We start from the raw sequence: 21951 nt of genomic DNA, 5'->3' as shown, positions 1-21951 counted from the left end.
GTCGCTATTATTATATCCACATTTATACTGTTTTTCAAATAAGAAGGAGTATAATATCTCGATGTCAAATTAAATTATATAAGCTTTTTCTATAAAAAGTAATCCTTCTCGGAAAAGTGTTAAAAAAATGAAATGATTTTGTCATAACTCGAAGGGAGTGTGTCATCGTGAGTTTTAATTACTTTCTGACGTTTGGGGCCGGATTTCTGTCTTTCATTTCTCCATGCTGTCTGCCGTTGTACCCCGCCTTTTTATCTTACATAACTGGTGTCAGTATGGACGAGGTGAAAACAGAAAAGGTGATGCTGCAAAAGCGTGGCCTCGTGCATACACTTTGTTTTTTGCTTGGTTTCTCCGTGATTTTTATCGCATTGGGATATGGAACTTCGTTTATCGGCAGTTTTTTTACCCAATATCATGAAGCGATCCGCCAGTTTGGCGCTATCATGCTGATCCTTTTCGGGCTGATTACTGCCGGTGTGTTTCAGCCGAAATTCATGATGAAAGAGCGGCGCATTCACTTTAAACGCCGTCCGGAGGGGTTTATCGGTTCGGTTCTGATCGGTCTTGCGTTTGCAGCCGGCTGGTCGCCGTGCAGCGGGCCCATTTTAGGGGCCGTGTTTTCGCTGGCCAATACAAATCCTTCTTCAGCAGTGCCGTATATGTTTTTATATGTTCTCGGATTTGCGATTCCTTTTCTTGTTCTTTCATTTTTTATTACCAGAATGAATTGGATCCGCAAGCATCAGCTGCTTATCATGAAAATCGGCGGCATTCTTATGATTCTGATCGGAGTTATGCTGTTTTTTAACTGGATGAGCTACATTCTGATCGTTCTGTCAAATCTTTTCGGAGGATTTACGGGTCTGTAACGGATTAATAACTTTTGAACTATTATATACCCTTTTGTTTTTTGGTACAATAAGACTAGTTAATGTTAAATATGTGGAGGGGAATATGACACGAGTTTTAGTTGTAGATGACGCCAAGTTCATGAGGGTGAAAATCAGAGAGATTCTGGAATCGGCGAATTACACAGTGGCCGGGGAAGCGGCTGACGGTGAGGAAGCTCTGGCAGTATTTCAAAAAATCCGTCCCGACCTGGTGACAATGGATATTACCATGCCGGTCAAAAACGGTATACAGGCGCTGCAGGATATTTTAGCTTTTGACCCGAAAGCCCGGATCATCATGTGCACCGCCATGCGGCAGCAGCGGATCGTTCTGGAAGCGATTGAATTAGGCGCTAAAGACTTTATCGTTAAACCGTTTGAAGCATCTAAAGTGCTGGAGGCCGTAGGCCGGGTAACGGGAACGTAAACGTGTTCTCTTTTCAAATTGGTTTTTTTTATGTTTTTGGAGTATAGTATATAGTATCAAACTCCGTGCAAGCAAAGGAATGATAAAGATGATGATTATAATTTCATCCGTTATTGCAGCGGTCATGGCAATTTCCGTGATGATCGTCAGGATTAAATCCTCCGACAAGCCCGCTTCACCTAAAAAAATAATTCTCCCGCCGATTTTCATGAGTACGGGAGCGCTCATGTTCCTTTTTCCGATTTTCAGAGTGACGGGCGAAGAATTTTTGGAGGCCATTACGCTGGGCGTGATCTTCTCTATTTTTCTGATTAAAACATCTAAATTTGAGATTAAAAATAATGAAATCTATTTAAAACGGTCAAAAGCGTTTGTGTTTATCCTGATTGGTCTCTTGGTTATCAGAATCGCTATGAAATCCATTTTGAGCACGACGATTGATTACGGAGCTTTAAGCGGAATGTTTTGGATTCTGGCTTTCGGAATGATTGTCCCGTGGCGCATCGCGATGTTTTTGTCTTACCGCAAACTTTCGAATGAACTGAAGACCGCTGATATTCAGATGAATTAAAACCTTTCCGTCCGCCGGAAAGGTTTTTTATTTGAGCAGGGCTTGATAAGGAGTAAGATCAATCTGTTTTTCACGGAGATGCTTTTTTAAAAATTGATGATCACGCTTAGGAGTGGCCAGTATGTAACCCCTGATGATTAAATCACGATTTATTTGTTCAGCTTCCTCCGCTAAGGAAAGTTCACCGATTTTTCCGGCGATTTTCGCTTTGGCTACATCCCGAAAGAGCTCCGGCACGGGGGCGACCAATTCATCCAAAAACGCCTTGTCACCCTCATTCCATAAGTGCCTGCTTTTTTCAATATAATAGTCCTGCCAATCCAGTTCTGACCGGCCGTCTTCTTTCGGTAAGCGTTTTAAAAATTTTCGAAACATAAAAAACCCGCCGATAGACAGCAATCCGATCATCACGATGACCCAAAATAAAATAAACCACATAAACCAGCCTTCCAGCATTGTTCTATCTCCTCCTTACTTTAACCATATTGTAAACGAAGACAGAATAGAAGAACACATGAAAAAAAGAATAGAAAAAATGATAGATGTCCAGTCATTCCGGTTGCTAGAACATATTCTATCGTATAGTGATTCTGCTATTTGGCCATGGGAGATTCACTTTGAGGGTATATGACTGATATGACCGGACAAAAAAGCCGCTTCCATTGAGGGATGAAAGCGGCTTTTTTTATGTTATAGAGGAAATTGAAAGGAAAATGAGGCAGGAGTCTCATTTGGCTCCTTGTTCATGGAGACGGTCAGAATATGGTTGGTGAAATCAGTGAAAATATGTTTGTCATTCAGATAAAAAGGAAGCACCATTTGTTTGTTTAACGTCCGTTCAAGCGTTTTAACAGAGAGCATAAATTCATTCCCCGAAAGAGTGACGGTTATCGCTTGCACCTGCTTCAGCATCGTCAGGTCGGCTTCAATGATATATTGACGGCTTGTTTCATATAGATCGATCGGCAGCGTCTCGTCATACCAAGCATACGGGTCCTCGTAAAACTGCCGCAGCCATTCTTCCGTATCATCAAATTCTTCAGCGTTTTTTGAGTGATTCATGGAAGCATCCCTCCATATTAAAAAGCCTTGCTATAACGTATGCAGAAGCTTTGAATGGGTGAATGGCACAAAAAAACAGACACGGGGTCTGTTTTACATATCGTGGCTTGTATTATGTTTTTGTCTTGTATGGTTGCGGTTTTTCACTTTTTTGCTTCCGCTCAGCGGTTCCGGCTGGCCGGGGTTATGGCCCTTCGGAGCATTTTTATGCATATCTTTACTCGTATTTTTATTTGTCATGTTAAAGCCTCCTTTTTAAGGTGTTCCGGCTATTGGTTTGTTTTTCTTTTTTTATTGTTCTGCCGTTCTTCTTCCGTCAGGACGAGCTGGTCATTTTCTATATAACCCGCGCCTTTGCCTTGGCTTTTCGCATCATTCATGCCGTTAATGACATGATTGGCTTTCCGTTTTACCATGATCATCACCTCAACATTAATATGGCTCTTTACAGCCCGTTGTATGAGGCGGAAAATCGGACAAAATTTACCGAAAATCATGCTGATAAGACGATCTTATTGTATTTAATAAAAACATTGATATTTACTTATGTATGATTTTATACTAAGATGAAATTGTGAGAAAATTGTGATGGAATGTGAACATTCATCTAAAGGACGATCTTGATCATTGAAGGGGGATTTTGGGAAATGACAAATCAGCAAAAAGTCGCAACACAAGACGTTTTCCAAGCAAGAAAAACATTTTCTTCAAATGGGAAAACATACAACTACTATTCATTAAAAGCATTGGAAGACGCAGGGGTCGGCAATGTTTCAAAACTTCCTTATTCTATTAAGGTTCTTTTGGAATCCGTTTTGCGTCAGGTAGACGGACGCGTCATTACAAAAGAACATGTTGAAAATTTAGCAAGATGGGGTACTGCTGAATTAAAAGATATCGATGTGCCGTTTAAACCGTCAAGGGTTATTCTACAGGACTTTACCGGCGTTCCGGCCGTAGTTGACCTGGCATCTTTAAGAAAAGCCATGGCCTCTGTCGGCGGAGACCCTGATAAAATCAATCCTGAAATTCCGGTTGACCTGGTCATTGACCACTCCGTTCAAGTCGACAAAGCCGGTACGGAAGACGCGTTAGCCATTAATATGGACTTAGAATTCGAAAGAAATGCAGAACGTTATAAATTTTTAAGCTGGGCAAAGAAAGCGTTTAACAATTATCAGGCCGTTCCGCCTGCAACAGGTATCGTTCACCAGGTAAACCTTGAGTTTTTGGCAAGTGTCGTTCATACGAAAGAGGAAGACGGAGAACTTGTGACATATCCTGATACATTGGTGGGAACAGATTCCCATACAACAATGATTAACGGAATCGGCGTCCTCGGCTGGGGTGTCGGCGGTATTGAGGCGGAAGCGGGAATGCTCGGCCAGCCTTCATATTTCCCTGTTCCTGAGGTCATCGGCGCGAAACTTGTCGGAAAATTGCCTAACGGAACGACGGCGACTGACTTGGCGCTGAAAGTCACTCAAGTGCTGCGCGAAAAAGGCGTAGTCAATAAATTTGTTGAATTCTTCGGTCCTGGTGTTGCTGAGCTTCCGCTTGCGGATCGTGCGACTATTGCCAATATGGCGCCGGAATACGGAGCGACTTGCGGATTCTTCCCGGTTGACGAGGAAGCACTTTCTTACCTGCGTCTGACCGGCCGTGAAGAAGAGCAGATCGATATTGTGGAAGCATACTGCCGCAACAACGGTTTATTCTATACGCCTGACGCGGAAGAGCCGATTTTTACAGACGTTGTGGAAATTGATCTGTCAAAAATTGAAGCGAACCTATCAGGACCGAAACGTCCGCAGGATTTAATCCCGCTTTCCGTTATGCAGGAAACGTTTAAAAAACATCTTGTCAGCCCGGCCGGCAACCAAGGATTCGGAGCGGATGCTGCTGAAGAGAACAAAGAAATTTCATTTAAACTTAACAGCGGCGAAGATGCGGTTATGAAAACAGGGGCGATTGCAATCGCCGCTATTACAAGCTGTACGAATACATCAAACCCTTATGTATTAATCGGTGCCGGATTGGTAGCCAAAAAAGCGGTAGAATTAGGCTTGAAAGTGCCGAATTATGTGAAAACATCACTTGCACCGGGGTCTAAGGTTGTTACTGGATACTTAGTCAACTCAGGCCTGCTTCCTTACATGAAGGAGCTCGGCTTTAACCTCGTAGGGTATGGCTGTACGACATGTATCGGGAACTCCGGCCCGCTTTCTCCAGAGATTGAAGAAGCGGTTGCTAAAAATGATCTCTTGATCACTTCTGTCTTGTCAGGTAACAGAAACTTTGAAGGCCGGATCCATCCGCTTGTCAAAGGAAACTACCTTGCGTCACCTCCGCTTGTTGTCGCATACGCATTAGCAGGCACTGTGAATATCAACCTGAAAACGGATCCGATCGGTGTCGGAAATGACGGACAAAATGTTTATTTCGATGACATCTGGCCGTCCATGGATGAAATCAATTCTCTCGTCAAACAGACTGTTACGCCGGAATTATTCCGCAAAGAGTATGAAACGGTATTTGACGACAACCAGCGCTGGAACGAAATCGAAACGACGGATGAAGCGCTGTACAAGTGGGATCAGGATTCCACTTACATTCAAAACCCGCCGTTCTTTGAGGAAATGTCTGTAGAGCCGGGAAAAGTTGAGCCTTTAAGAGGACTTCGCGTTGTCGGCAAATTCGGCGATTCTGTGACGACTGACCACATTTCTCCGGCCGGAGCGATCGGAAAAGACACACCGGCGGGCAAATACCTGCAGGAAAAAGGCGTTTCTCCTCGTGACTTTAACTCTTACGGCTCACGCCGCGGAAACCATGAAGTCATGATGAGAGGAACATTCGCCAATATCCGCATTAAAAACCAAATCGCACCGGGTACAGAAGGCGGATACACAACACATTGGCCTACCGGGAAAGTGACATGTATTTATGATGCCTGCATGCGGTATAAAGAAGATAAAACGGGTCTTGTCGTCCTGGCCGGAAAAGATTACGGAATGGGCTCTTCACGTGACTGGGCTGCAAAAGGAACAAACCTGCTCGGCATCAGAACAGTCATTGCCGAAAGCTTTGAAAGAATTCACAGAAGCAACCTCGTCTTCATGGGTGTGCTGCCGCTTCAGTTCAAACAGGGTGAAAACGCGGATACACTCGGCTTAACCGGTAAGGAAGTCATCGAGGTGGATGTTGATGAATCTGTACGTCCGCGCGACTTGCTGACTGTCAGAGCAATCAGTGAAGACGGTACGGTAAAAACATTTGAAGTTGTTGTCCGTTTTGACAGTGAAGTGGAAATTGATTACTATCGCCACGGCGGCATTTTACAAATGGTGCTTCGCGATAAAATGAAACAGTAGCAGAATGAACAAAGGAGAGAAAGCAGTCTGCTTTCTCTCTTTTTATGCGGGAGGCCTTGAGATGCTTGCGAAATGGCTGGGCGGAATGTTACTTATCGGGTTGTTAGTATATGCGGGCTGGAACATTTATTCTGTACAAAAAAGTCCGAAAGAAGGGACAGAAGAAGGGATGAAAGCCCCTGACTTTACACTTGATACATTGTCAGGAAAAAGCATCTCCCTTTCTGATTATAAAGGAAAAAAAGTGCTCCTCAATTTCTGGGCGACGTGGTGCAAGCCGTGCCGAATGGAAATGCCCGATATGCAGGAGCTGCAGAAAGAATATCCTGATATTGCGGTAGCAGCCGTTAATTTTACGTCCTCTGAAAAAAATATACAGGCTGTGAAATCATTTGCTGATCATTATCAGCTGACCTTTCCTATTCTGATTGACAAAAGCGGAATTAACGGAGATTTCAACGTGCTTTCTTATCCGACAACATACATATTAGACGAAGAAGGAACCATTCAGCATATTCGCGTAGGCACGATGACAAAAAAAGAAATGAAAGAAAAACTGGATCTCAAATAGAGGTTCAGTTTTTTTATTTGTGGAGGGCTTAGGTTTTGAAAAATTGGAAAAAATGAATGAAAACACGGAGGTGAGAAGATTGAAAAAAATGCGAAAACGTTCTTTTCATGAATTGGTTATGGAAAATAAACGTGAGCTGATGACCAATACGGAATATTTGAATCAGCTTGAAGAAAAGCTGGAGCAGCGGTTCAAACAAAAATAACCTTTAATTTGCAGTCATGTTTGCACCTCCTTTTGCAAAATATACTCTTAAGGAGGGATGAACATGGGCATAAACAAGAAAGACGGCCAGCCGCAATACGCTCCGAGCCACTTAGGGACAAAACCCGTTAAATATAAACGCAACAAAGGGGAAAAGTTTCATGACAAGTCAAACGGACATCCGATTGTCATGCAGACGAAAGGCGAATAACATCATCAAAGGAGAGCAGACATTATGACAAACAATTATCAAAAACCGAATCCGGATGACCGTTCCGATAACGTTGAAAAGCTGCAGGATATGGTGCAGAATACAATTGAAAATATAGAAGAAGCCAAAGAATCAATGGAATTTGCGACAGATGAGGAAAAACAGCGCATTCAAGAGAAGAATGCCAGACGCAATGAAAGCATTGAATCGTTCCGCAGTGAAATCCAGGATGAATCGGCTGCAAGAGAAAACGGCTATCAATCATAATAAAAACCAGGGAAACCTGGTTTTTTTCTCTTTCCGGCTCGTTGTGATAAAATGGGGCTAATCTGATAATAAGGGAGCAGAGAACGTTGCATGTGTCAAAAAAAGAAATAGAAGTGCGTTATGCGGAAACAGATCAAATGGGCATCGTCTATCATGCCAATTACTTAGTCTGGATGGAGGTCGGCAGAACGGCGCTGATTAAGGAACTCGGATTCCTTTACAAGGATATGGAAGACAGAGGAGTGCTGTCCCCTGTATTGGATATCAGCATTTCTTATAAAAAGCCGCTCCGCTACGGAGAAACGGCTGTCGTACATACTTGGATTGAAGAATATAACGGATTTAAAACCGTTTACGGCTACCACATCTATAATCCGGATCAAGAACTTGCCATCAAAGCGACATCCTCTCATATATGCGTTGATAAAGAGAGCTTCAAACCGATTCAGTTTCGCAAGGCTTTTCCTGATTGGCATGCCGCTTACGAAAAGGCAAAAAAATAAGGAGCGGCTGCAGTTATGGCATTTGGAATTACGCGTAAGGAACTGGAAAGATGGAAGCGGGATGTATCGGAAGGGAAAATCGCTTTTTTAACGCATTACTGGCTGGACGACCGCTTTCCGGAGGCTAAGACCGTGACGAAGGCCGGTTCAAGCGATCTCAATAAACTGATCAGATGGGGAGCTGAGTATGGGCTGAAGCCGGAGTGGATTCACCATAAAAATGAATTTCCCCACTTTGACCTGCTCGGTGATACGCAAAGAAGCATATTAGAAAAAGAACATCTGACTGATCATCTCAAAAGGTTCAGGCTGTAAAAAAAGAACGCATCCGCTGCGTTCTTTTTTTCTTACACGTAATCAAATACCGGCTCTTCTGCCTGATCTGAATATGTGACTGACAAATCGTGATTATCAAAGTACCATAAGTCGCTTTCTTCAATAAAAAAGGTAATGCCTTCAACTTCCGTGCTGGTGCCGATGTTCATCGGCCGGTCTTTTAAAATGCCGAGAGAAAAGCCTTTCTGAACGTTGCTGCATCCCCCGTAACGGACAAAGAAACGGACATGGTCGCCTGTTTCCAGATCGAGCTCTTCTTTGTACCAATCCAGCGCGCCTTTCGTTACTTTCATGTTCATCCGGAACACTCCCTTTTTGTTTCTCATATAAAGAAATTATCTCTATTATAAACGCATATGGCATTTTGATGTCAAAATTGAAGTTTCATCAAAACCATTTGATCTTCGGTTCTGTTTTGTTTATAATCCGTTTGATGTTTGCCCTGTGTCTGTAGATAACAAACGCGGTCAAGAGCGTCACTACGACTAATAAATAAGGGTCTTTTACAAACAGACAGTAAATAATCGTATAAATCCCTGTTAACATTGAAGACAGAGAAACAAATTTCGTAAGGAATAAAAATACGAAAAATACTGCAACCATCGTAACGAATAACAGCGGAGCATAAAACAGCAGGACGCCCCCTGATGTGGCTACGGCTTTGCCTCCCTTAAACTTTGCGAACACGGGGAATACATGGCCGATTACTGCTGCCACCCCTGCGAGAAGAGGATGAATGGGGACGTGCAGTAAATATGGGAGCGCCGCGGCCAAGGTGCCTTTTAAAATATCGGCTGCGATGACAACAGATCCCGCTTTAACGCCAAGCGTGCGAAAAGCATTTGTAGCGCCCAAATTGCCGCTTCCGTGTTCTCTAATATCGATCCCTTTCGCAAGTTTGCCTACGATTAAACCTGACGGGATGCTGCCTATTACATAGGCCAAAATAATCAATAAAGCAATCAACATCTACATTTCTCCTTTTCAATGTCCCTTCACTCTATTTTAACACGAGTTGTTACCGTCTGATGACAAGTTTTTTGAGAATTAAGCTGACAAAGCGCTTTTTTTGATTCCGGCGAAGCGGTCATGTACAATATATCAAAAGGAGATGGTAAAGATGCAAAATCCTTCAAAATCAGAGATTAAAGAAATTCTGGATCGGAGCAAACGGATCGCAGTCGTCGGGCTGTCAGACCGTCCCGACCGGACTTCTTACATGGTTTCCAAAGCGATGCAGGATGAAGGGTATGAAATTATTCCCGTCAATCCAACGATTGATGAGGCGCTTGGCGTTAAAGCCGTCGCTTCATTAAAAGACGTGGAGGGACCGATTGATATCGTGAATGTGTTCAGACGCTCTGAGCAGCTTCCCGGCGTCGCTGAAGAATTTTTACAGACGGACGCTCCCGTTTTTTGGGCGCAGCAGGGCCTTGCAAATGAAGAAGCGTATCGCATGATTACAGACAAAGGACGGACGGCTGTTATGGATTTATGTATAAAAGTCGCCCGCGCTGTTATAAAATAGGAACAAAAAAGGCAAAAATCCTTGGCAAATCAGGGGTTTTTGCTTTTTTATTGAAAGAATACTCTTTGCGTATGATGATGAAACAGATACAATAAAGCATGAACAGCTTTTTTAGAAACCCCTTTATACAGGGGTTTACAGTCTGTTTGCGATGGCCGGCATATAGCTATATAATAGAAAGCGAACTCATGTTCTTATCCGCTGAAAAGGGCACCAGAAAGATGAAAAGCCGTTCGAATGTATGTCTTGCGGCCTAAAAAACGAGCCATTCGCTTAAATATGTTGCGAAATCAAGCATATTGGTTATAATTGTGAGTCCGAGGAGAATTGGACCGAAGCTTGCGCATACTGAAAAACAAAGACATGAAAACATTTAAAAAAGAGAATGATTAAGAGCAGGTTTTTTGAAAGGGGTTTGTACGTTTGGCTAGAAAACAGCAATTTGATTACAACGAAGATGCCATACAGGTGCTTGAAGGCCTGGAAGCCGTCAGAAAACGACCGGGAATGTACATTGGTTCGACGGACGCACGCGGCCTGCACCATCTGGTATATGAGATCGTCGACAATTCCGTCGATGAAGTTCTTGCCGGCTACGGAGATCATATTATCGTAACGATACATAAGGACAACAGCATCTCCGTACAAGACAGAGGACGCGGAATGCCGACCGGGATGCATAAGCTCGGAAAGCCGACGCCGGAAGTTATTTTCACCGTGCTGCATGCCGGGGGGAAATTCGGACAGGGCGGCTATAAAACAAGCGGCGGTCTGCATGGTGTCGGCGCATCTGTCGTAAACGCATTATCGGAGTGGCTGACAGTTACTATTGAGCGTGACGGATATGTTTATAAACAGCGGTTTGAAAACGGCGGCAAGCCCGTGACTTCACTTGAAAAAATCGGAACGACCAAAAAAACGGGAACGCTTACCCATTTTAAACCTGATCCGTCAATGTTCAGCGCAACGGTTTATAATTTTGACACGCTGTCAGAACGTCTGCGCGAATCGGCTTTCTTGTTAAAAGGCTTGAAAATAGAATTAATTGATGAACGGAACGGCGTAAAAGAAGTATTTTATTATGAGAACGGAATTGAAGCGTTTGTCGCTTATCTAAACGAGGAAAAAGACGCTTTATGCGAAGTGGTTTCCTTTGAAGGCGAGCATCATGACATTGAAGTCGATTTCGCGTTTCAGTTTAATGACGGGTATTCAGAAAATATGCTGTCATTCGTTAATAACGTCAGAACAAAGGACGGCGGCACCCACGAATCAGGAGCCAAAACGGCAATGACAAGAGCGTTTAACGAGTATGCGCGAAAGGTAGCCCTTTTAAAAGAGAAAGACAAGAACCTTGAAGGCGCCGATATCAGGGAAGGTTTGTCCGCAATCATTTCCGTGCGTATCCCGGAGGAACTGCTGCAATTTGAAGGCCAGACGAAAGGGAAGCTTGGAACAAGTGAGGCGAGATCCGCCGCGGATGCCGTCATTTCCGAGAATCTTGCTTATTTCCTGGAAGAAAACCGCGATACAGCAACCCTGCTTGTCAAAAAAGCGATTAAAGCAAGCCAGGCCCGTGAAGCGGCCCGTAAAGCGAGAGAAGAAGCGAGAAGCGGCAAAAAACGCAAAAAATCAGAAGCGACGCTGAGCGGAAAACTCACACCGGCCGGTTCCAGAAATCCGGCGAAGAATGAATTGTATCTTGTGGAGGGAGACTCTGCGGGAGGTTCTGCAAAACAGGGAAGAGACCGGAAATTCCAAGCCGTGCTGCCCCTTCGCGGAAAGGTCATCAACACAGAGAAAGCAAAGCTTGCAGACATCTTCAAAAATGAAGAAATCAATACGATTATTCATGCGATCGGAGGCGGTGTCGGCGCAGATTTTGAGATAGACGACATCAATTATGACAAGATCATCATCATGACGGACGCGGATACCGACGGCGCGCACATTCAAGTCTTGCTGTTAACGTTTTTCTACCGCTATATGAAACCTTTAATCGAGCACGGAAAAGTCTTCATCGCCCTTCCGCCTCTTTACAAAGTGAGCAAAGGAAGCGGTAAGAAAGAGATTATTGAATATGCTTGGTCCGACGAAGAAATGGACGGCGTTTTAAAGAAAGTCGGCAAAGGGTATACCATCCAGCGCTATAAAGGTCTGGGAGAAATGAACGCAGACCAGCTCTGGGAAACGACGATGAATCCCGAATCGCGAACGCTCGTCAGAGTCAAGATCGACGATGCGGCACGGGTAGAGCGCCGTGTAACGACATTAATGGGAGACAAAGTAGAACCGAGAAGAAAATGGATTGAAAAAAATGTTGCCTTCGGATTAGATGAGGAAAGCAATATTTTAGAAAATGAAAACTTGTCGGTCGCTGAGGAGGTTTAATAGTGGCACAGCCAGAATTATTTCATGATTTACCGTTAGAAGAAGTAATCGGCGACCGTTTCGGACGCTATAGTAAATACATTATTCAAGACAGGGCGCTGCCTGATGCTCGTGACGGTTTAAAGCCGGTGCAGCGGAGAATTTTATACGCCATGCACGCAGACGGAAATACTTTCGATAAAAATTTCCGTAAAGCGGCGAAAACGGTCGGAAACGTTATCGGTAATTATCATCCGCACGGTGACAGCTCCGTTTATGAAGCGATGGTGCGGATGAGCCAGGATTGGAAAGTGCGGAATGTCCTGATTGAGATGCACGGCAACAATGGAAGCATTGACGGTGATCCGCCGGCTGCCATGCGTTATACGGAAGCGAGATTATCTTCTATCGCATCAGAGCTTTTGCGTGACATTGATAAAAATACGGTTGAATTCGTTCCGAACTTTGATGACACTAGTAAAGAACCGGTTGTTTTGCCCGCCATGTTCCCTAACTTGCTTGTCAACGGATCAACCGGGATTTCAGCGGGCTATGCGACTGATATTCCCCCTCATCATCTGGGTGAGGTCATTGATGCCGTCATTAAACGGATTGAATCTCCGGATTGCACCGTCGATGACTTGATGCAGGTGATTAAAGGGCCTGACTTTCCGACAGGAGGCATTATTCAAGGAGTCGACGGCATTCGGAAGGCTTATGAAACCGGGAAAGGCAAAATTATTATCCGCGGCAAGGCTGAAGTGGAATCCGTAAGAGGCGGACGGGAGCAGATCGTCATTACAGAAATTCCGTTTGAAGTAAACAAAGCCAATCTCGTAAAGAAAATGGATGAATACCGCATAGACAAAAAAGTCGAAGGCATTTCTGAAGTCCGGGATGAAACTGACCGCACGGGGCTTCGGGTGGTCGTTGAGTTAAAGAAAGAAGCCGATGCAAAAGGCATTTTGAATTTCTTATATAAAAACACTGATCTGCAGACAACTTATAACTTTAATATGGTCGCCATACATAACCGCCGGCCGATGCTGATGAGTCTTACGGCCATCCTGGATGCGTATATTTCCCACCAGAAGGAAGTGGTGACAAACCGCTCCGTCTTTGAATTGCAAAAAGCAAAAGAGCGGCACCACATCGTTGAAGGACTGATGAAGGCACTGTCTGTGTTAGATGAGGTCATAGCCGTCATCCGGGCAAGCAGCGACAAGAAAGATGCGAAACAAAACGTAATGTCTAAATTCACATTTACGGAGCCGCAGGCCGAAGCGATCGTATCCTTGCAGCTGTATCGTCTGACAAACACGGATATTACGGCGCTAAAAGAGGAAGCGGAAGAGCTCAGCAAGAAAATTCAGGAGCTCGAAGCCATTTTAAGTCATGATAAAAAGCTGTTAAAAGTCATTACAAGCAGCCTGAAAAAATTGAAAAAGACCTATGCTGACAGCAGACGGTCTGTCATTGAAGAAAAGATTGAGGAAATTAAAATCAATCTTGAAGTCATGGTAGCCTCTGAGGACGTATATGTGACAGTCACAAAAGACGGCTATGTAAAACGAACAAGTCAGCGGTCATTTGCCGCTTCTAACGGCCAGGATTTCGGTATGAAGGATACTGACAGGCTGATTCACCAATTTGAAATGAATACAACGGATGTTCTCCTGCTCTTTACCAATAAGGGAAGCTATGTTTATTGTCCGGTTCACCAGCTTCCCGATATCAGGTGGAAAGACATGGGGCAGCACGTAACGAACATCATCACGATTGACCGTGATGAAACCATCGTGAAAGCTATACCGGTAAAAGAATTTGATCCATCTTCATATTTATTGTTTATGACGAAAAACGGCATGGTGAAGAGAACTGAAATGACGCATTACAAAGCGCAGCGTTACTCGAAAGCGCTTGTTGCCCTTAACCTTAAAGGGGACGACGAGCTGATTGATGTTCATGTCACAGACGGCGGCAGCCAGCTGTTTATCGCCACCCGCCTCGGGTACGGTTTATGGTTCGGTGAAGATGAAGTAAATGTAGTCGGTGCCCGTGCGGCCGGCGTAAAGGGCATAAATGTAAAAGACGGTGATACCGTCGTATCAGGACAAATCCTGCATGAGACAGATTCGCTTGTCCTTGTCACACAGCGGGGAGCAATCAAGCGGATGAACCTATCTGAATTCGAAAAAACATCCAGGGCGAAGCGCGGTGTCATCATGCTGCGTGAGCTTAAAAAGAACCCGCATCGCGCAGTCGGCGTATTCGCGTGCGCTTTAGCCGACATGATCGCTGCGGAAACAGAAAAAGGCGAGAGAATTGAAATCGCCGTGAAGTCCTTGCGGGCGAATGACCGATACAGCAACGGCTCCTTCTTTACCGATGAAGATGAGACAGGGCCGGTAACAGATGTATGGCGTATCCCCGCGTCTGATGTTTAAGAGTAAAAATAAAATAGTAAAACCTCCGCTCATTGAGCGGAGGTTTTACTATTTAGCTTTCATGGCTGCCGAATAAGTCAGTGATAGCGTGAATGACTTCGATTCCCTGCCATACAAATAAATTCAATGCAGTGAATGAAAACAACCCTAAAATCACCATTCGTAAGATAAACAACATGTTTAACAACCTCCTCATTTTATGTTACATAGATAGGCGATGTTGAACATGAAGCTCATCGAAATACGAGGACTGATAAAATTTAGCGATTAAAAAGCTTTTCTTTCGCTGTCTTCTCCGGGAAGCGGGGCGTCTCCTGTCTGATATCACGATCAGTGAGACAGAAGCGGCAAAAAGCGCCGTCAAGATATATGAGCCCGTCAGCGATTTTTTCTCATCATCAGCATTTTGGCCGGCCTTCATTTCGTGCATTTCCTGCTGGTCGGCTACCGCTTTAAAATGATGAGCAGTATCAAACGCATGGGGAATGGAGAGCAAATGAAAGCTTGCAATCGCTAAAAATAAAATAGAAGCTTTTAAAAACAAGATTTTTTTCAAATGTTCTCCCCCCTTCATAAGTCTGAATATTTTTATTATAATACCCTAATTTAAATGTAAAGTAAACATATTTATTAAATTTAAAAAATTATTATCCTGGTTAAGTATATACCATTCCATCCATCTTTTCATCTCTTTTTTCTTAAAGACCTATTTGTTATGATATGCACGCATTCCTTATGACGTGACAACATTTTTCAGGCTGTAAGATAAAAAACGGGGCATGACAGCAAAAGACGTGATGAAGAAACCGAAACATTTTCTTAAAAAAACTTCTCAACCACTGTTGTTGTGATATAATAATACTCGTTGTGTTAAAAGATCTAACATATGCAGCAAAAATGACAGTAAAAGATATGTAAAAGGGAGGTTAAACATGGAGGCTTTCATCAGTGAAATCATAAATGTTCCAAATGATTTTATTTGGAAGTATCTTGTTTATATTTTAGTCGGGATCGGATTGTACTTTACGTTCCGTTTTCGCTTTATTCAATTCCAATACTTTATTGAAATGTTCAGAATCGTCGGGGAGAAGCCGCAAGGGAATAAAGGAGTGTCTTCAATGCAGGCATTCTTTATCTCAGCCGCTTCTCGTGTCGGAACCGGAAACTTGACCGGCGTCGCGCTGGCGATTGCAACAGGCGGTCCCGGCGCAGTATTTTGGATGTGGATCGTAGCGATTGTCGGTATGGCTTCCAGCTTTGTGGAAAGCACCTTGGCGCAGCTGTATAAAGTGCGTTCCGGTGACGAATTCCGCGGCGGTCCGGCATATTACATGGCAAAGGGACTGGGCGCCCGCTGGCTCGGTATTTTATTCGCCGTATTGATTACCGTTTCTTTCGGACTTATCTTTAACGCCGTGCAGTCAAATACGATTTCTGTCGCGTTTGACGAAGCATTCCATGTGAATAAAACAGTTATCGCAATCATTTTAGCTGTATTAACGGCTTTCATTATATTCGGCGGTCTGAAACGTGTTGTTTCCGTCTCGCAATTAATCGTTCCGGTCATGGCGGGTATGTATATTCTGATCGCGCTGTATGTCGTGATTGTAAATATTACAGCGGTACCTGAGCTGTTTGTTACGATTGTGAAAAATGCGTTCGGTCTTGAACAGATCGTCGGCGGAAGCTTAGGAAGCATCATTATTATCGGTGCGCAGCGCGGCCTGTTTTCAAACGAAGCGGGTATGGGAAGCGCGCCGAATGCCGCAGCGGCTGCACATGTGTCGCATCCGGCTAAGCAGGGATTAATTCAGACGCTCGGCGTGTTTTTTGATACATTTATTGTTTGTACATCGACTGCCTTTATCATTTTATTGTACAGCTTTACGCCTAAAGGCGACGGCATCCAAGTGACACAAGCCGCATTGCAGCACCACCTCGGCGGCTGGGCCCCGACATTTATTGCGATTGCGATGTTTTTATTCGCATTCAGCTCTGTGGTCGGCAACTATTACTATGGTGAAACGAATATTGAATTTATTAAAACAAGCAAAACATGGCTTAATATTTACCGCGTATTCGTCGTAGTGATGGTGGTATACGGATGTTTGGCTGACTTCCAGATCGTCTGGGACATGGCAAACTTGTTTATGGGACTCTTGGCTCTCATTAACTTAGTGGCAATTTTACTGCTGAGTAATGTAGCCTACAAGATCTATAAGGATTATGCCGCTCAGCGCAAAAAAGGTCTTGATCCCGTATTCAAAGCCGAGAATACCCCGGAGCTCAAGCATATTGAAACATGGGCGGAAGAAGAAGGTACAAGCCCCGAACGTAAGACTGCTAACTGAGGAAACATGCATACAATTTTCAAAAAACCTCTTACATTTTGTTGTGAGGGGTTTTTTTATGTGAAAAACCGGGTTTTTTTACCGAAAACAGTTTTTTGAATTTATTGTATTTTTCTCTTGCGTGTGTAAGGGTTTTCATATAAAGTTTTACTAAACCGGTTTACCAAGCCGATTTAGTCTTAAAAGAAAGGAGTATTGATGTGGCTTCTGATTATGGCATTTTTACGATCGGTGATGCGATGATCACCTTAAATCCCGCAAGCACAGGACCTTTGCGTTTTGTTACCCATTTTGAACGAAAAGCAGGAGGAGCTGAACTGAATTTTGCGATTGCATGCGCCAGATTGAATCTGCACTCAAAGTGGGTCAGCAGACTGGGGAAGGATGAGTTCGGCAGAGTGATTTATCAGTTTGCCAAAGGAGAAGGAATTGATGTGACTGACGTCTCCTATGTTGAAGGCTTTCCTACATCTTTAAATGTCAAAGAGATCAGAAATGACGGTTCAGGCAAGACGTTTTATTATCGTTTCAATTCACCAATTCTGACTCTTGCACCGGAAGATATAACAGAGAATATGTTTGCCGGCATTCACATTGTTCATCTTACCGGTGTGTTCCTCGCGCTTGATAAGAAAAATCTTGAAATTGCTGAAAGGGTGCTTTCCATCGCCAAAGCAAGAGGGATTCCCGTATCTTTTGATCCGAATATCAGGCTGAAGCTGTGGACGATCGAGGAGGCGCGTGCGGCATTTCATCAAATCTTTCCGCATACTGATATTCTTCTGGCGGGCCGGGACGAAATGAAACAGCTGACAGGTATAGGGGAAAATGAAGCATTAGCCCGGTTTGCAGAGACCTATTCAATCAGTCAGCTTGTCATAAAAGACGGTGAAGCAGGTTCTGCGCTGTATCATGATCATAAGTGGATTCACAAAGAGGCTTTCCCGGTTGCGCCTGTTGACACGGTAGGAGCGGGTGACGGCTTTAATGCCGGCTACCTGTACAGTTATCTGCATGGTTTTGAACCGGAAAAACGTCTGGAGTTTGCCAATGCGGTCGGTGCGCTCGTCACCACAGTTTCCGGTGACAATGAAGGGCTTCCCTATCTAGAAGAGGTTCTGTCATTTGTAAACAAAGAGACTGTGATTGAACGGTAGCAAGCACAACTTAAAAAGCGGGTGAGAAAATGAAAGCGGTTCTAGTACGGAAAGCATTTGATCTGGTGGTGACGGAATGTGAGAAACCGTCTGTTGTCCACGCGGATGATGTTCTTGTCAAGGTGAAGCGGGTCGGAATTTGCGGATCAGATTTGCATATTTATCATGGGACAAATCCGTTAGCGTCCCTGCCGAGAGTAATCGGACATGAAGTTACAGGGGAAGTCGCAAATACCGGTTCTCATGTCCGGCGTTTCAAGCCGGGTGACCGCGTAGTGGTTGAACCGATATCTTATTGCGGAACATGCTATGCCTGCCGGAAAGGACGTCCGAACGTCTGCAAAGCGCTTTCGGTGTTCGGCGTTCATGAAGATGGCGGGATGCGGGAATATATCGTGGTTCCGGAAAAGCAGCTGCATGCCGTTTCCCCCGATCTGGCCTGGGAGGAAGCGGTCATGGCAGAACCATATACGATCGGCGCCCAGGCCGTTTGGAGAGGCCGTGTCGAGAAGGAAGATACCGTTTTGATTCAGGGAGCGGGACCGATCGGAATCTGCATATTAAAAATGGCAAAGTTCAAAGGCGCTACTGTCATGATAACCGACTTGAATGATGAACGCTTGGCATTCGCTGAAAAAAACGGTGCGGACGTTACCGTCAACGCGCAAAAAGAAGATCCCGTTTTGCGGGTGAACGAATGGACAAAAAAAGAAGGCGCCAATGTCGTCATTGATGCCGTCTGTCTCCCCTCAACGTTTGAAACGTCCATTGACGCGGTGTCTCCGGCCGGTCATGTGGTTGTGCTTGGTTTTGATGAGAGGACTGCCGGCATTTCTCAGCTTCCGATCACAAAAAAGGAAGTCACGATAACCGGTTCAAGATTGCAGACGAATCAGTTTCCGTACATTACAGACTTACTGAATAAAGGCCTGTTAACGCACGGCGGTCTTATTACACATACATTTTCAGCAGATGACGTCTATCAAGCATTTCAGTTGATCGAACAGCACCCGGACAAGGTGGGAAAAGCAATCATTACGTTTGATTAAAGGAGGAGCGAGAATGCTGCCTAAGTACGCCATTTACGAAAAACTTCTGCATGCACAAGTGGTGGCTGTCATAAGGGGACAAAACAGCCAAGAGGCGCTTGAAGTTTCAAAAGCGGCCATTTCAGGAGGTATCAGTGCCATTGAGCTTACATACACAACTCCTGAAGTGGAAGATGTCTTTAAGGAACTCCGGCATCAAGATATTCTTCTTGGAGCCGGTTCTGTAATGGATACAGAAACGGCGAGACACGCCATTTTATCAGGCGCCTCATTTATCGTCAGCTCTCATTTTGTAAAAGAGATAGCATCTCTATGCAACCAGTACAGCGTACCGTATCTTCCGGGATGCATGAGTGTGTCTGATATGGCTTTGGCCCTTGAAGCCGGATGTGATGTGGTAAAGCTGTTCCCCGCTAATTCGTTTGAACCTTCATTTATCAAGTCGGTCAACGGTCCTCTGCCGAATGTCCGCATTATGCCGACCGGGGGTATCTCATTAAACAGCATGAATGACTGGCTCTCTGCCGGAGCGGTCGCGGTCGGTGTGGGAAGCGACTTGACAAAAGCATATCAAAAGGGCGGCTATGAAGCTGCCGTATCCCTCAGCAAAGAATACGTCTGCCGAAAAAACGAATATACGGGGGTATAACATGAATATCACGTTTCGCTGGTACGGCCAAGGTAATGATACGGTGACTCTTGAACATGTCAGACAAATTCCCGGGGTCAAAGGCATCGTCTGGGCTCTTCACCAGAAGCCCGCGGGCGAAGTATGGGAAAAGGAGGACATTGAAGCGGAAGTCAGAAACATTCAATCCTATGGGTTTCATGCAGAGGTCGTGGAAAGCGTGAATGTTCATGAAGCCATTAAACTCGGTCATGAAGAACGCGGACAATATATTGAGCACTATAAACAGACCATTCGCAATCTGTCCGAATTCGGCGTGAAAGTCATCTGTTACAATTTCATGCCGGTATTTGACTGGACGCGTACCGAAATGTTTCGCGCGCTGGAGGATGGGTCAACCGCACTGTTTTTTGAAAAAGCGAAAGTGGAAAGTCTCCCTCCGGAGGAACTGATCCGCACGGTTGAAAAATCTTCTGATTTGACGATTCCCGGGTGGGAACCGGAGAAAATGGCCCGGATCAAGGAACTGTTTGAGGCCTATCAAACGGTCGGTGAAAAACAGCTTTGGGCCAATCTAGAATTCTTTTTACATGAAATCCTTCCTGTAGCGGAGGAACACGGCATTCAAATGGCCATTCATCCGGATGATCCGCCCTGGTCAATTTTTGGCCTGCCCCGTATTATCACCGGTGAGAAAAGTTATGAAAAGCTGCGAGAGATTTCAGATTCACCCGCCAACTGTATTACGTTGTGCACGGGTTCGATGGGAGCGGATCCCGCCAATGATATGGTGAAGATCGCCAAACACTATGCGGGAGCTGCGCCGTTTGCCCATATACGAAATGTGAAAATCAGCGATAACGGTGATTTTACGGAAACTTCGCATCTTACCAGTGATGGGTCCATTGATATTACCGGTGTGGTAAAAGAATTGCACGGCCAAGGCTACAAAGGATATGTACGGCCTGATCACGGCCGTCATATCTGGGGCGAACAATGCCGGCCGGGCTATGGTTTATATGATCGTGCCTTAGGAATTATGTACTTGAGCGGACTGTGGGATGCATTCTCGTCTCATGAGAAAGAGGTGAAGGGATGAGACCGATTCATGAACGTTTATCAGGAAGAACCGCTGTCATAACAGGCGGGAGCGGTGTTCTCTGTTCAGCAATGGCAAAGGAGCTTTCACGGCAGGGGATGAAAATTGCGATCGTCAGCCGGAATGCTGATAAAGCAGAGCGTGCGGCGGGCGAGATTGCTGACGCTGGAGGAACCGCGGTTTCTGTACCGGCTGATGTTTCAGCCCGTGATTCGCTCGAAAAGGCAAAAGACGAGATTATCAGCCGGTTCGGTTCTGTCAATCTTTTAATTAACGGAGCCGGGGGAAACCACCCTGATGCGATCACTGCCAGCGAGACGTATGAAGAGGATGAGCAGGGCACATCATTTTTTGATATGGACGAAACGGGGTTTTCCAGCGTATTTTCAACCAACTTTACCGGTGCATTTCTGGCATCGCAAGTGTTTGGAAAAGACCTTTTGAAGGCGGAATGTCCCGCGATTATTAATATTTCTTCTATGAGTGCGTATACACCGATGACAAAGGTGCCCGCCTACAGCGCGGCCAAGGCGGCGATTCAGAATTTTACGATGTGGATGGCTGTTCATTTCGCAAAAAAAGGGCTGCGGGTGAATGCCATCGCTCCGGGTTTCTTTTTGACAGCGCAAAACCGTGGGTTGTTATTACAGGAAGATGGAAGTCTGACAGACCGATCCAATAAGATTATGGCACATACACCGATGAAACGTTTCGGGAAACCGGAAGACCTTCTGGGAACGCTCCTGTGGTTTTCGGATGATTCATGCTCAGGCTTCGTCACCGGGGTCACCGTTCCCGTCGACGGAGGTTTTATGGCTTATTCCGGAGTGTGACAGAATCCATGTCCCTGTCAGATTGTAAACCATTTACTTCTGACTTATACTAGTGAAAAATGAAGACAGA

27 protein-coding genes are annotated in these 21951 nt (G+C 44.8%); 19 read left to right on the top strand and 8 right to left on the bottom strand.

Annotated features, from left to right (window positions below; genetic code table 11):
• Positions 1-164: 164 nt before the first annotated feature.
• From ABK447_RS11550 to ABK447_RS11540, 3 genes are all read left to right on the top strand, one after another.
• Complete coding sequence (locus ABK447_RS11550) at positions 165-872, top strand: cytochrome c biogenesis protein CcdA (RefSeq protein WP_088056486.1); 708 nt, start codon at positions 165-167, stop codon at positions 870-872.
• An 85-nt stretch (positions 873-957) separates the two neighbouring features.
• On the top strand, positions 958-1320 hold the full coding sequence (locus tag ABK447_RS11545; protein WP_094031737.1) for a response regulator: 363 nt from the start codon (positions 958-960) through the stop codon (positions 1318-1320).
• A 79-nt stretch (positions 1321-1399) separates the two neighbouring features.
• Positions 1400-1891, top strand: a complete 492-nt coding sequence (locus tag ABK447_RS11540; RefSeq protein ID WP_094031738.1) for a CcdC family protein — start codon at positions 1400-1402, stop codon at positions 1889-1891.
• 27 nt (positions 1892-1918) lie between these two features.
• Here the strand turns inward: ABK447_RS11540 and ABK447_RS11535 are convergent, their stop codons facing one another.
• From ABK447_RS11535 to sspO, 4 genes are all read right to left on the bottom strand, one after another.
• On the bottom strand, positions 1919-2347 hold the full coding sequence (locus tag ABK447_RS11535) for a DUF2621 domain-containing protein (protein ID WP_007410325.1): 429 nt from the start codon (positions 2345-2347) through the stop codon (positions 1919-1921).
• A gap of 234 nt (positions 2348-2581) precedes the next feature.
• Entirely contained in the window at positions 2582-2953 is a 372-nt protein-coding gene (locus tag ABK447_RS11530) for an Hsp20/alpha crystallin family protein (protein WP_015239929.1), read from the bottom strand.
• Between the two features lie 93 nt (positions 2954-3046).
• Positions 3047-3193, bottom strand: a complete 147-nt coding sequence (locus ABK447_RS11525) for a small acid-soluble spore protein P (RefSeq protein WP_003153984.1) — start codon at positions 3191-3193, stop codon at positions 3047-3049.
• 29 nt (positions 3194-3222) lie between these two features.
• Positions 3223-3369: an acid-soluble spore protein SspO gene (sspO, locus tag ABK447_RS11520; RefSeq protein WP_003153982.1), complete on the bottom strand. Its 147-nt coding sequence runs from the start codon at positions 3367-3369 to the stop codon at positions 3223-3225.
• Positions 3370-3600: 231 nt separating this feature from the next.
• On the opposite strand from sspO, the gene acnA reads away from it, so the two are divergent.
• The 7 genes from acnA (at position 3601) to ABK447_RS11485 (ending at position 8398) form a co-directional block, all read left to right on the top strand.
• Positions 3601-6327, top strand: coding sequence for an aconitate hydratase AcnA (gene acnA, locus ABK447_RS11515; RefSeq protein WP_221663968.1), 2727 nt, complete (start codon positions 3601-3603; stop codon positions 6325-6327).
• Between the two features lie 61 nt (positions 6328-6388).
• Entirely contained in the window at positions 6389-6898 is a 510-nt protein-coding gene (locus tag ABK447_RS11510; protein WP_007410322.1) for a redoxin domain-containing protein, read from the top strand.
• A gap of 79 nt (positions 6899-6977) precedes the next feature.
• On the top strand, positions 6978-7103 hold the full coding sequence (locus ABK447_RS11505; protein ID WP_012117651.1) for an FbpB family small basic protein: 126 nt from the start codon (positions 6978-6980) through the stop codon (positions 7101-7103).
• Between the two features lie 63 nt (positions 7104-7166).
• The gene (locus tag ABK447_RS11500; protein WP_003153977.1) at positions 7167-7313 is read left to right on the top strand and encodes an acid-soluble spore protein N; all 147 of its coding nucleotides are present in this window, start codon (positions 7167-7169) and stop codon (positions 7311-7313) included.
• Positions 7314-7337: 24 nt separating this feature from the next.
• Positions 7338-7580: a small acid-soluble spore protein Tlp gene (gene tlp / locus ABK447_RS11495; RefSeq protein WP_007410320.1), complete on the top strand. Its 243-nt coding sequence runs from the start codon at positions 7338-7340 to the stop codon at positions 7578-7580.
• 86 nt (positions 7581-7666) lie between these two features.
• Positions 7667-8083 carry a YbgC/FadM family acyl-CoA thioesterase gene (locus tag ABK447_RS11490; protein WP_003153973.1) on the top strand — a complete coding sequence of 139 codons (417 nt, stop codon included), beginning with the start codon at positions 7667-7669 and terminating at the stop codon, positions 8081-8083.
• Positions 8084-8098: 15 nt separating this feature from the next.
• On the top strand, positions 8099-8398 hold the full coding sequence (locus ABK447_RS11485; protein WP_007410319.1) for a hypothetical protein: 300 nt from the start codon (positions 8099-8101) through the stop codon (positions 8396-8398).
• Between the two features lie 32 nt (positions 8399-8430).
• On the opposite strand, the gene ABK447_RS11480 is transcribed toward ABK447_RS11485, so the two are convergent.
• Positions 8431-8718: a HesB/YadR/YfhF family protein gene (locus tag ABK447_RS11480; RefSeq protein WP_007410318.1), complete on the bottom strand. Its 288-nt coding sequence runs from the start codon at positions 8716-8718 to the stop codon at positions 8431-8433.
• An 88-nt stretch (positions 8719-8806) separates the two neighbouring features.
• Positions 8807-9388 carry a glycerol-3-phosphate 1-O-acyltransferase PlsY gene (gene plsY, locus ABK447_RS11475; protein WP_007410317.1) on the bottom strand — a complete coding sequence of 194 codons (582 nt, stop codon included), beginning with the start codon at positions 9386-9388 and terminating at the stop codon, positions 8807-8809.
• Positions 9389-9539: 151 nt separating this feature from the next.
• Between plsY and ABK447_RS11470 the strand changes: the two genes are divergently transcribed.
• From ABK447_RS11470 to parC, 3 genes are all read left to right on the top strand, one after another.
• The gene (locus ABK447_RS11470; protein ID WP_007410316.1) at positions 9540-9947 is read left to right on the top strand and encodes a CoA-binding protein; all 408 of its coding nucleotides are present in this window, start codon (positions 9540-9542) and stop codon (positions 9945-9947) included.
• A gap of 423 nt (positions 9948-10370) precedes the next feature.
• Entirely contained in the window at positions 10371-12338 is a 1968-nt protein-coding gene (gene parE, locus ABK447_RS11465; protein WP_007611767.1) for a DNA topoisomerase IV subunit B, read from the top strand.
• Positions 12339-12340: 2 nt separating this feature from the next.
• Complete coding sequence (gene parC / locus ABK447_RS11460; protein ID WP_012117653.1) at positions 12341-14764, top strand: DNA topoisomerase IV subunit A; 2424 nt, start codon at positions 12341-12343, stop codon at positions 14762-14764.
• Positions 14765-14816: 52 nt separating this feature from the next.
• Here parC and ABK447_RS11455 read toward each other — a convergent pair whose 3' ends face one another.
• Positions 14817-14942 carry a hypothetical protein gene (locus tag ABK447_RS11455; RefSeq protein WP_003153957.1) on the bottom strand — a complete coding sequence of 42 codons (126 nt, stop codon included), beginning with the start codon at positions 14940-14942 and terminating at the stop codon, positions 14817-14819.
• Positions 14943-14966: 24 nt separating this feature from the next.
• Positions 14967-15320, bottom strand: a complete 354-nt coding sequence (locus ABK447_RS11450; protein ID WP_003153956.1) for a hypothetical protein — start codon at positions 15318-15320, stop codon at positions 14967-14969.
• Between the two features lie 376 nt (positions 15321-15696).
• On the opposite strand from ABK447_RS11450, the gene ABK447_RS11445 reads away from it, so the two are divergent.
• The 6 genes from ABK447_RS11445 to ABK447_RS11420 all read left to right on the top strand — a co-directional run bounded on the left by ABK447_RS11445 (position 15697) and on the right by ABK447_RS11420 (position 21881).
• Entirely contained in the window at positions 15697-17115 is a 1419-nt protein-coding gene (locus ABK447_RS11445; protein WP_007410311.1) for a sodium:alanine symporter family protein, read from the top strand.
• Between the two features lie 200 nt (positions 17116-17315).
• The gene (locus ABK447_RS11440; RefSeq protein ID WP_032871576.1) at positions 17316-18272 is read left to right on the top strand and encodes a sugar kinase; all 957 of its coding nucleotides are present in this window, start codon (positions 17316-17318) and stop codon (positions 18270-18272) included.
• Between the two features lie 29 nt (positions 18273-18301).
• Positions 18302-19321 carry a zinc-binding alcohol dehydrogenase family protein gene (locus tag ABK447_RS11435; protein WP_039063162.1) on the top strand — a complete coding sequence of 340 codons (1020 nt, stop codon included), beginning with the start codon at positions 18302-18304 and terminating at the stop codon, positions 19319-19321.
• A gap of 13 nt (positions 19322-19334) precedes the next feature.
• Entirely contained in the window at positions 19335-19970 is a 636-nt protein-coding gene (locus tag ABK447_RS11430; protein ID WP_007410160.1) for a bifunctional 2-keto-4-hydroxyglutarate aldolase/2-keto-3-deoxy-6-phosphogluconate aldolase, read from the top strand.
• Between the two features lies 1 nt (position 19971).
• Positions 19972-21048 (top strand): mannonate dehydratase, encoded by a 1077-nt coding sequence (gene uxuA / locus ABK447_RS11425; protein WP_039063163.1) that lies wholly within the window; start codon positions 19972-19974, stop codon positions 21046-21048.
• Positions 21045-21881, top strand: a complete 837-nt coding sequence (locus ABK447_RS11420; protein ID WP_007410158.1) for an SDR family oxidoreductase — start codon at positions 21045-21047, stop codon at positions 21879-21881. Before uxuA ends, ABK447_RS11420 begins: the two co-directional genes overlap by 4 nt.
• The last annotated feature ends 70 nt before the right edge of the window (positions 21882-21951 follow it).

The sequence above is a fragment of the Bacillus sp. hwrm1 genome (assembly GCF_040207805.1).
GTDB classification, from domain to species: Bacteria; Bacillota; Bacilli; order Bacillales; family Bacillaceae; genus Bacillus; species Bacillus velezensis.
This window is presented reverse-complemented; position numbering and strand designations above follow the sequence as displayed.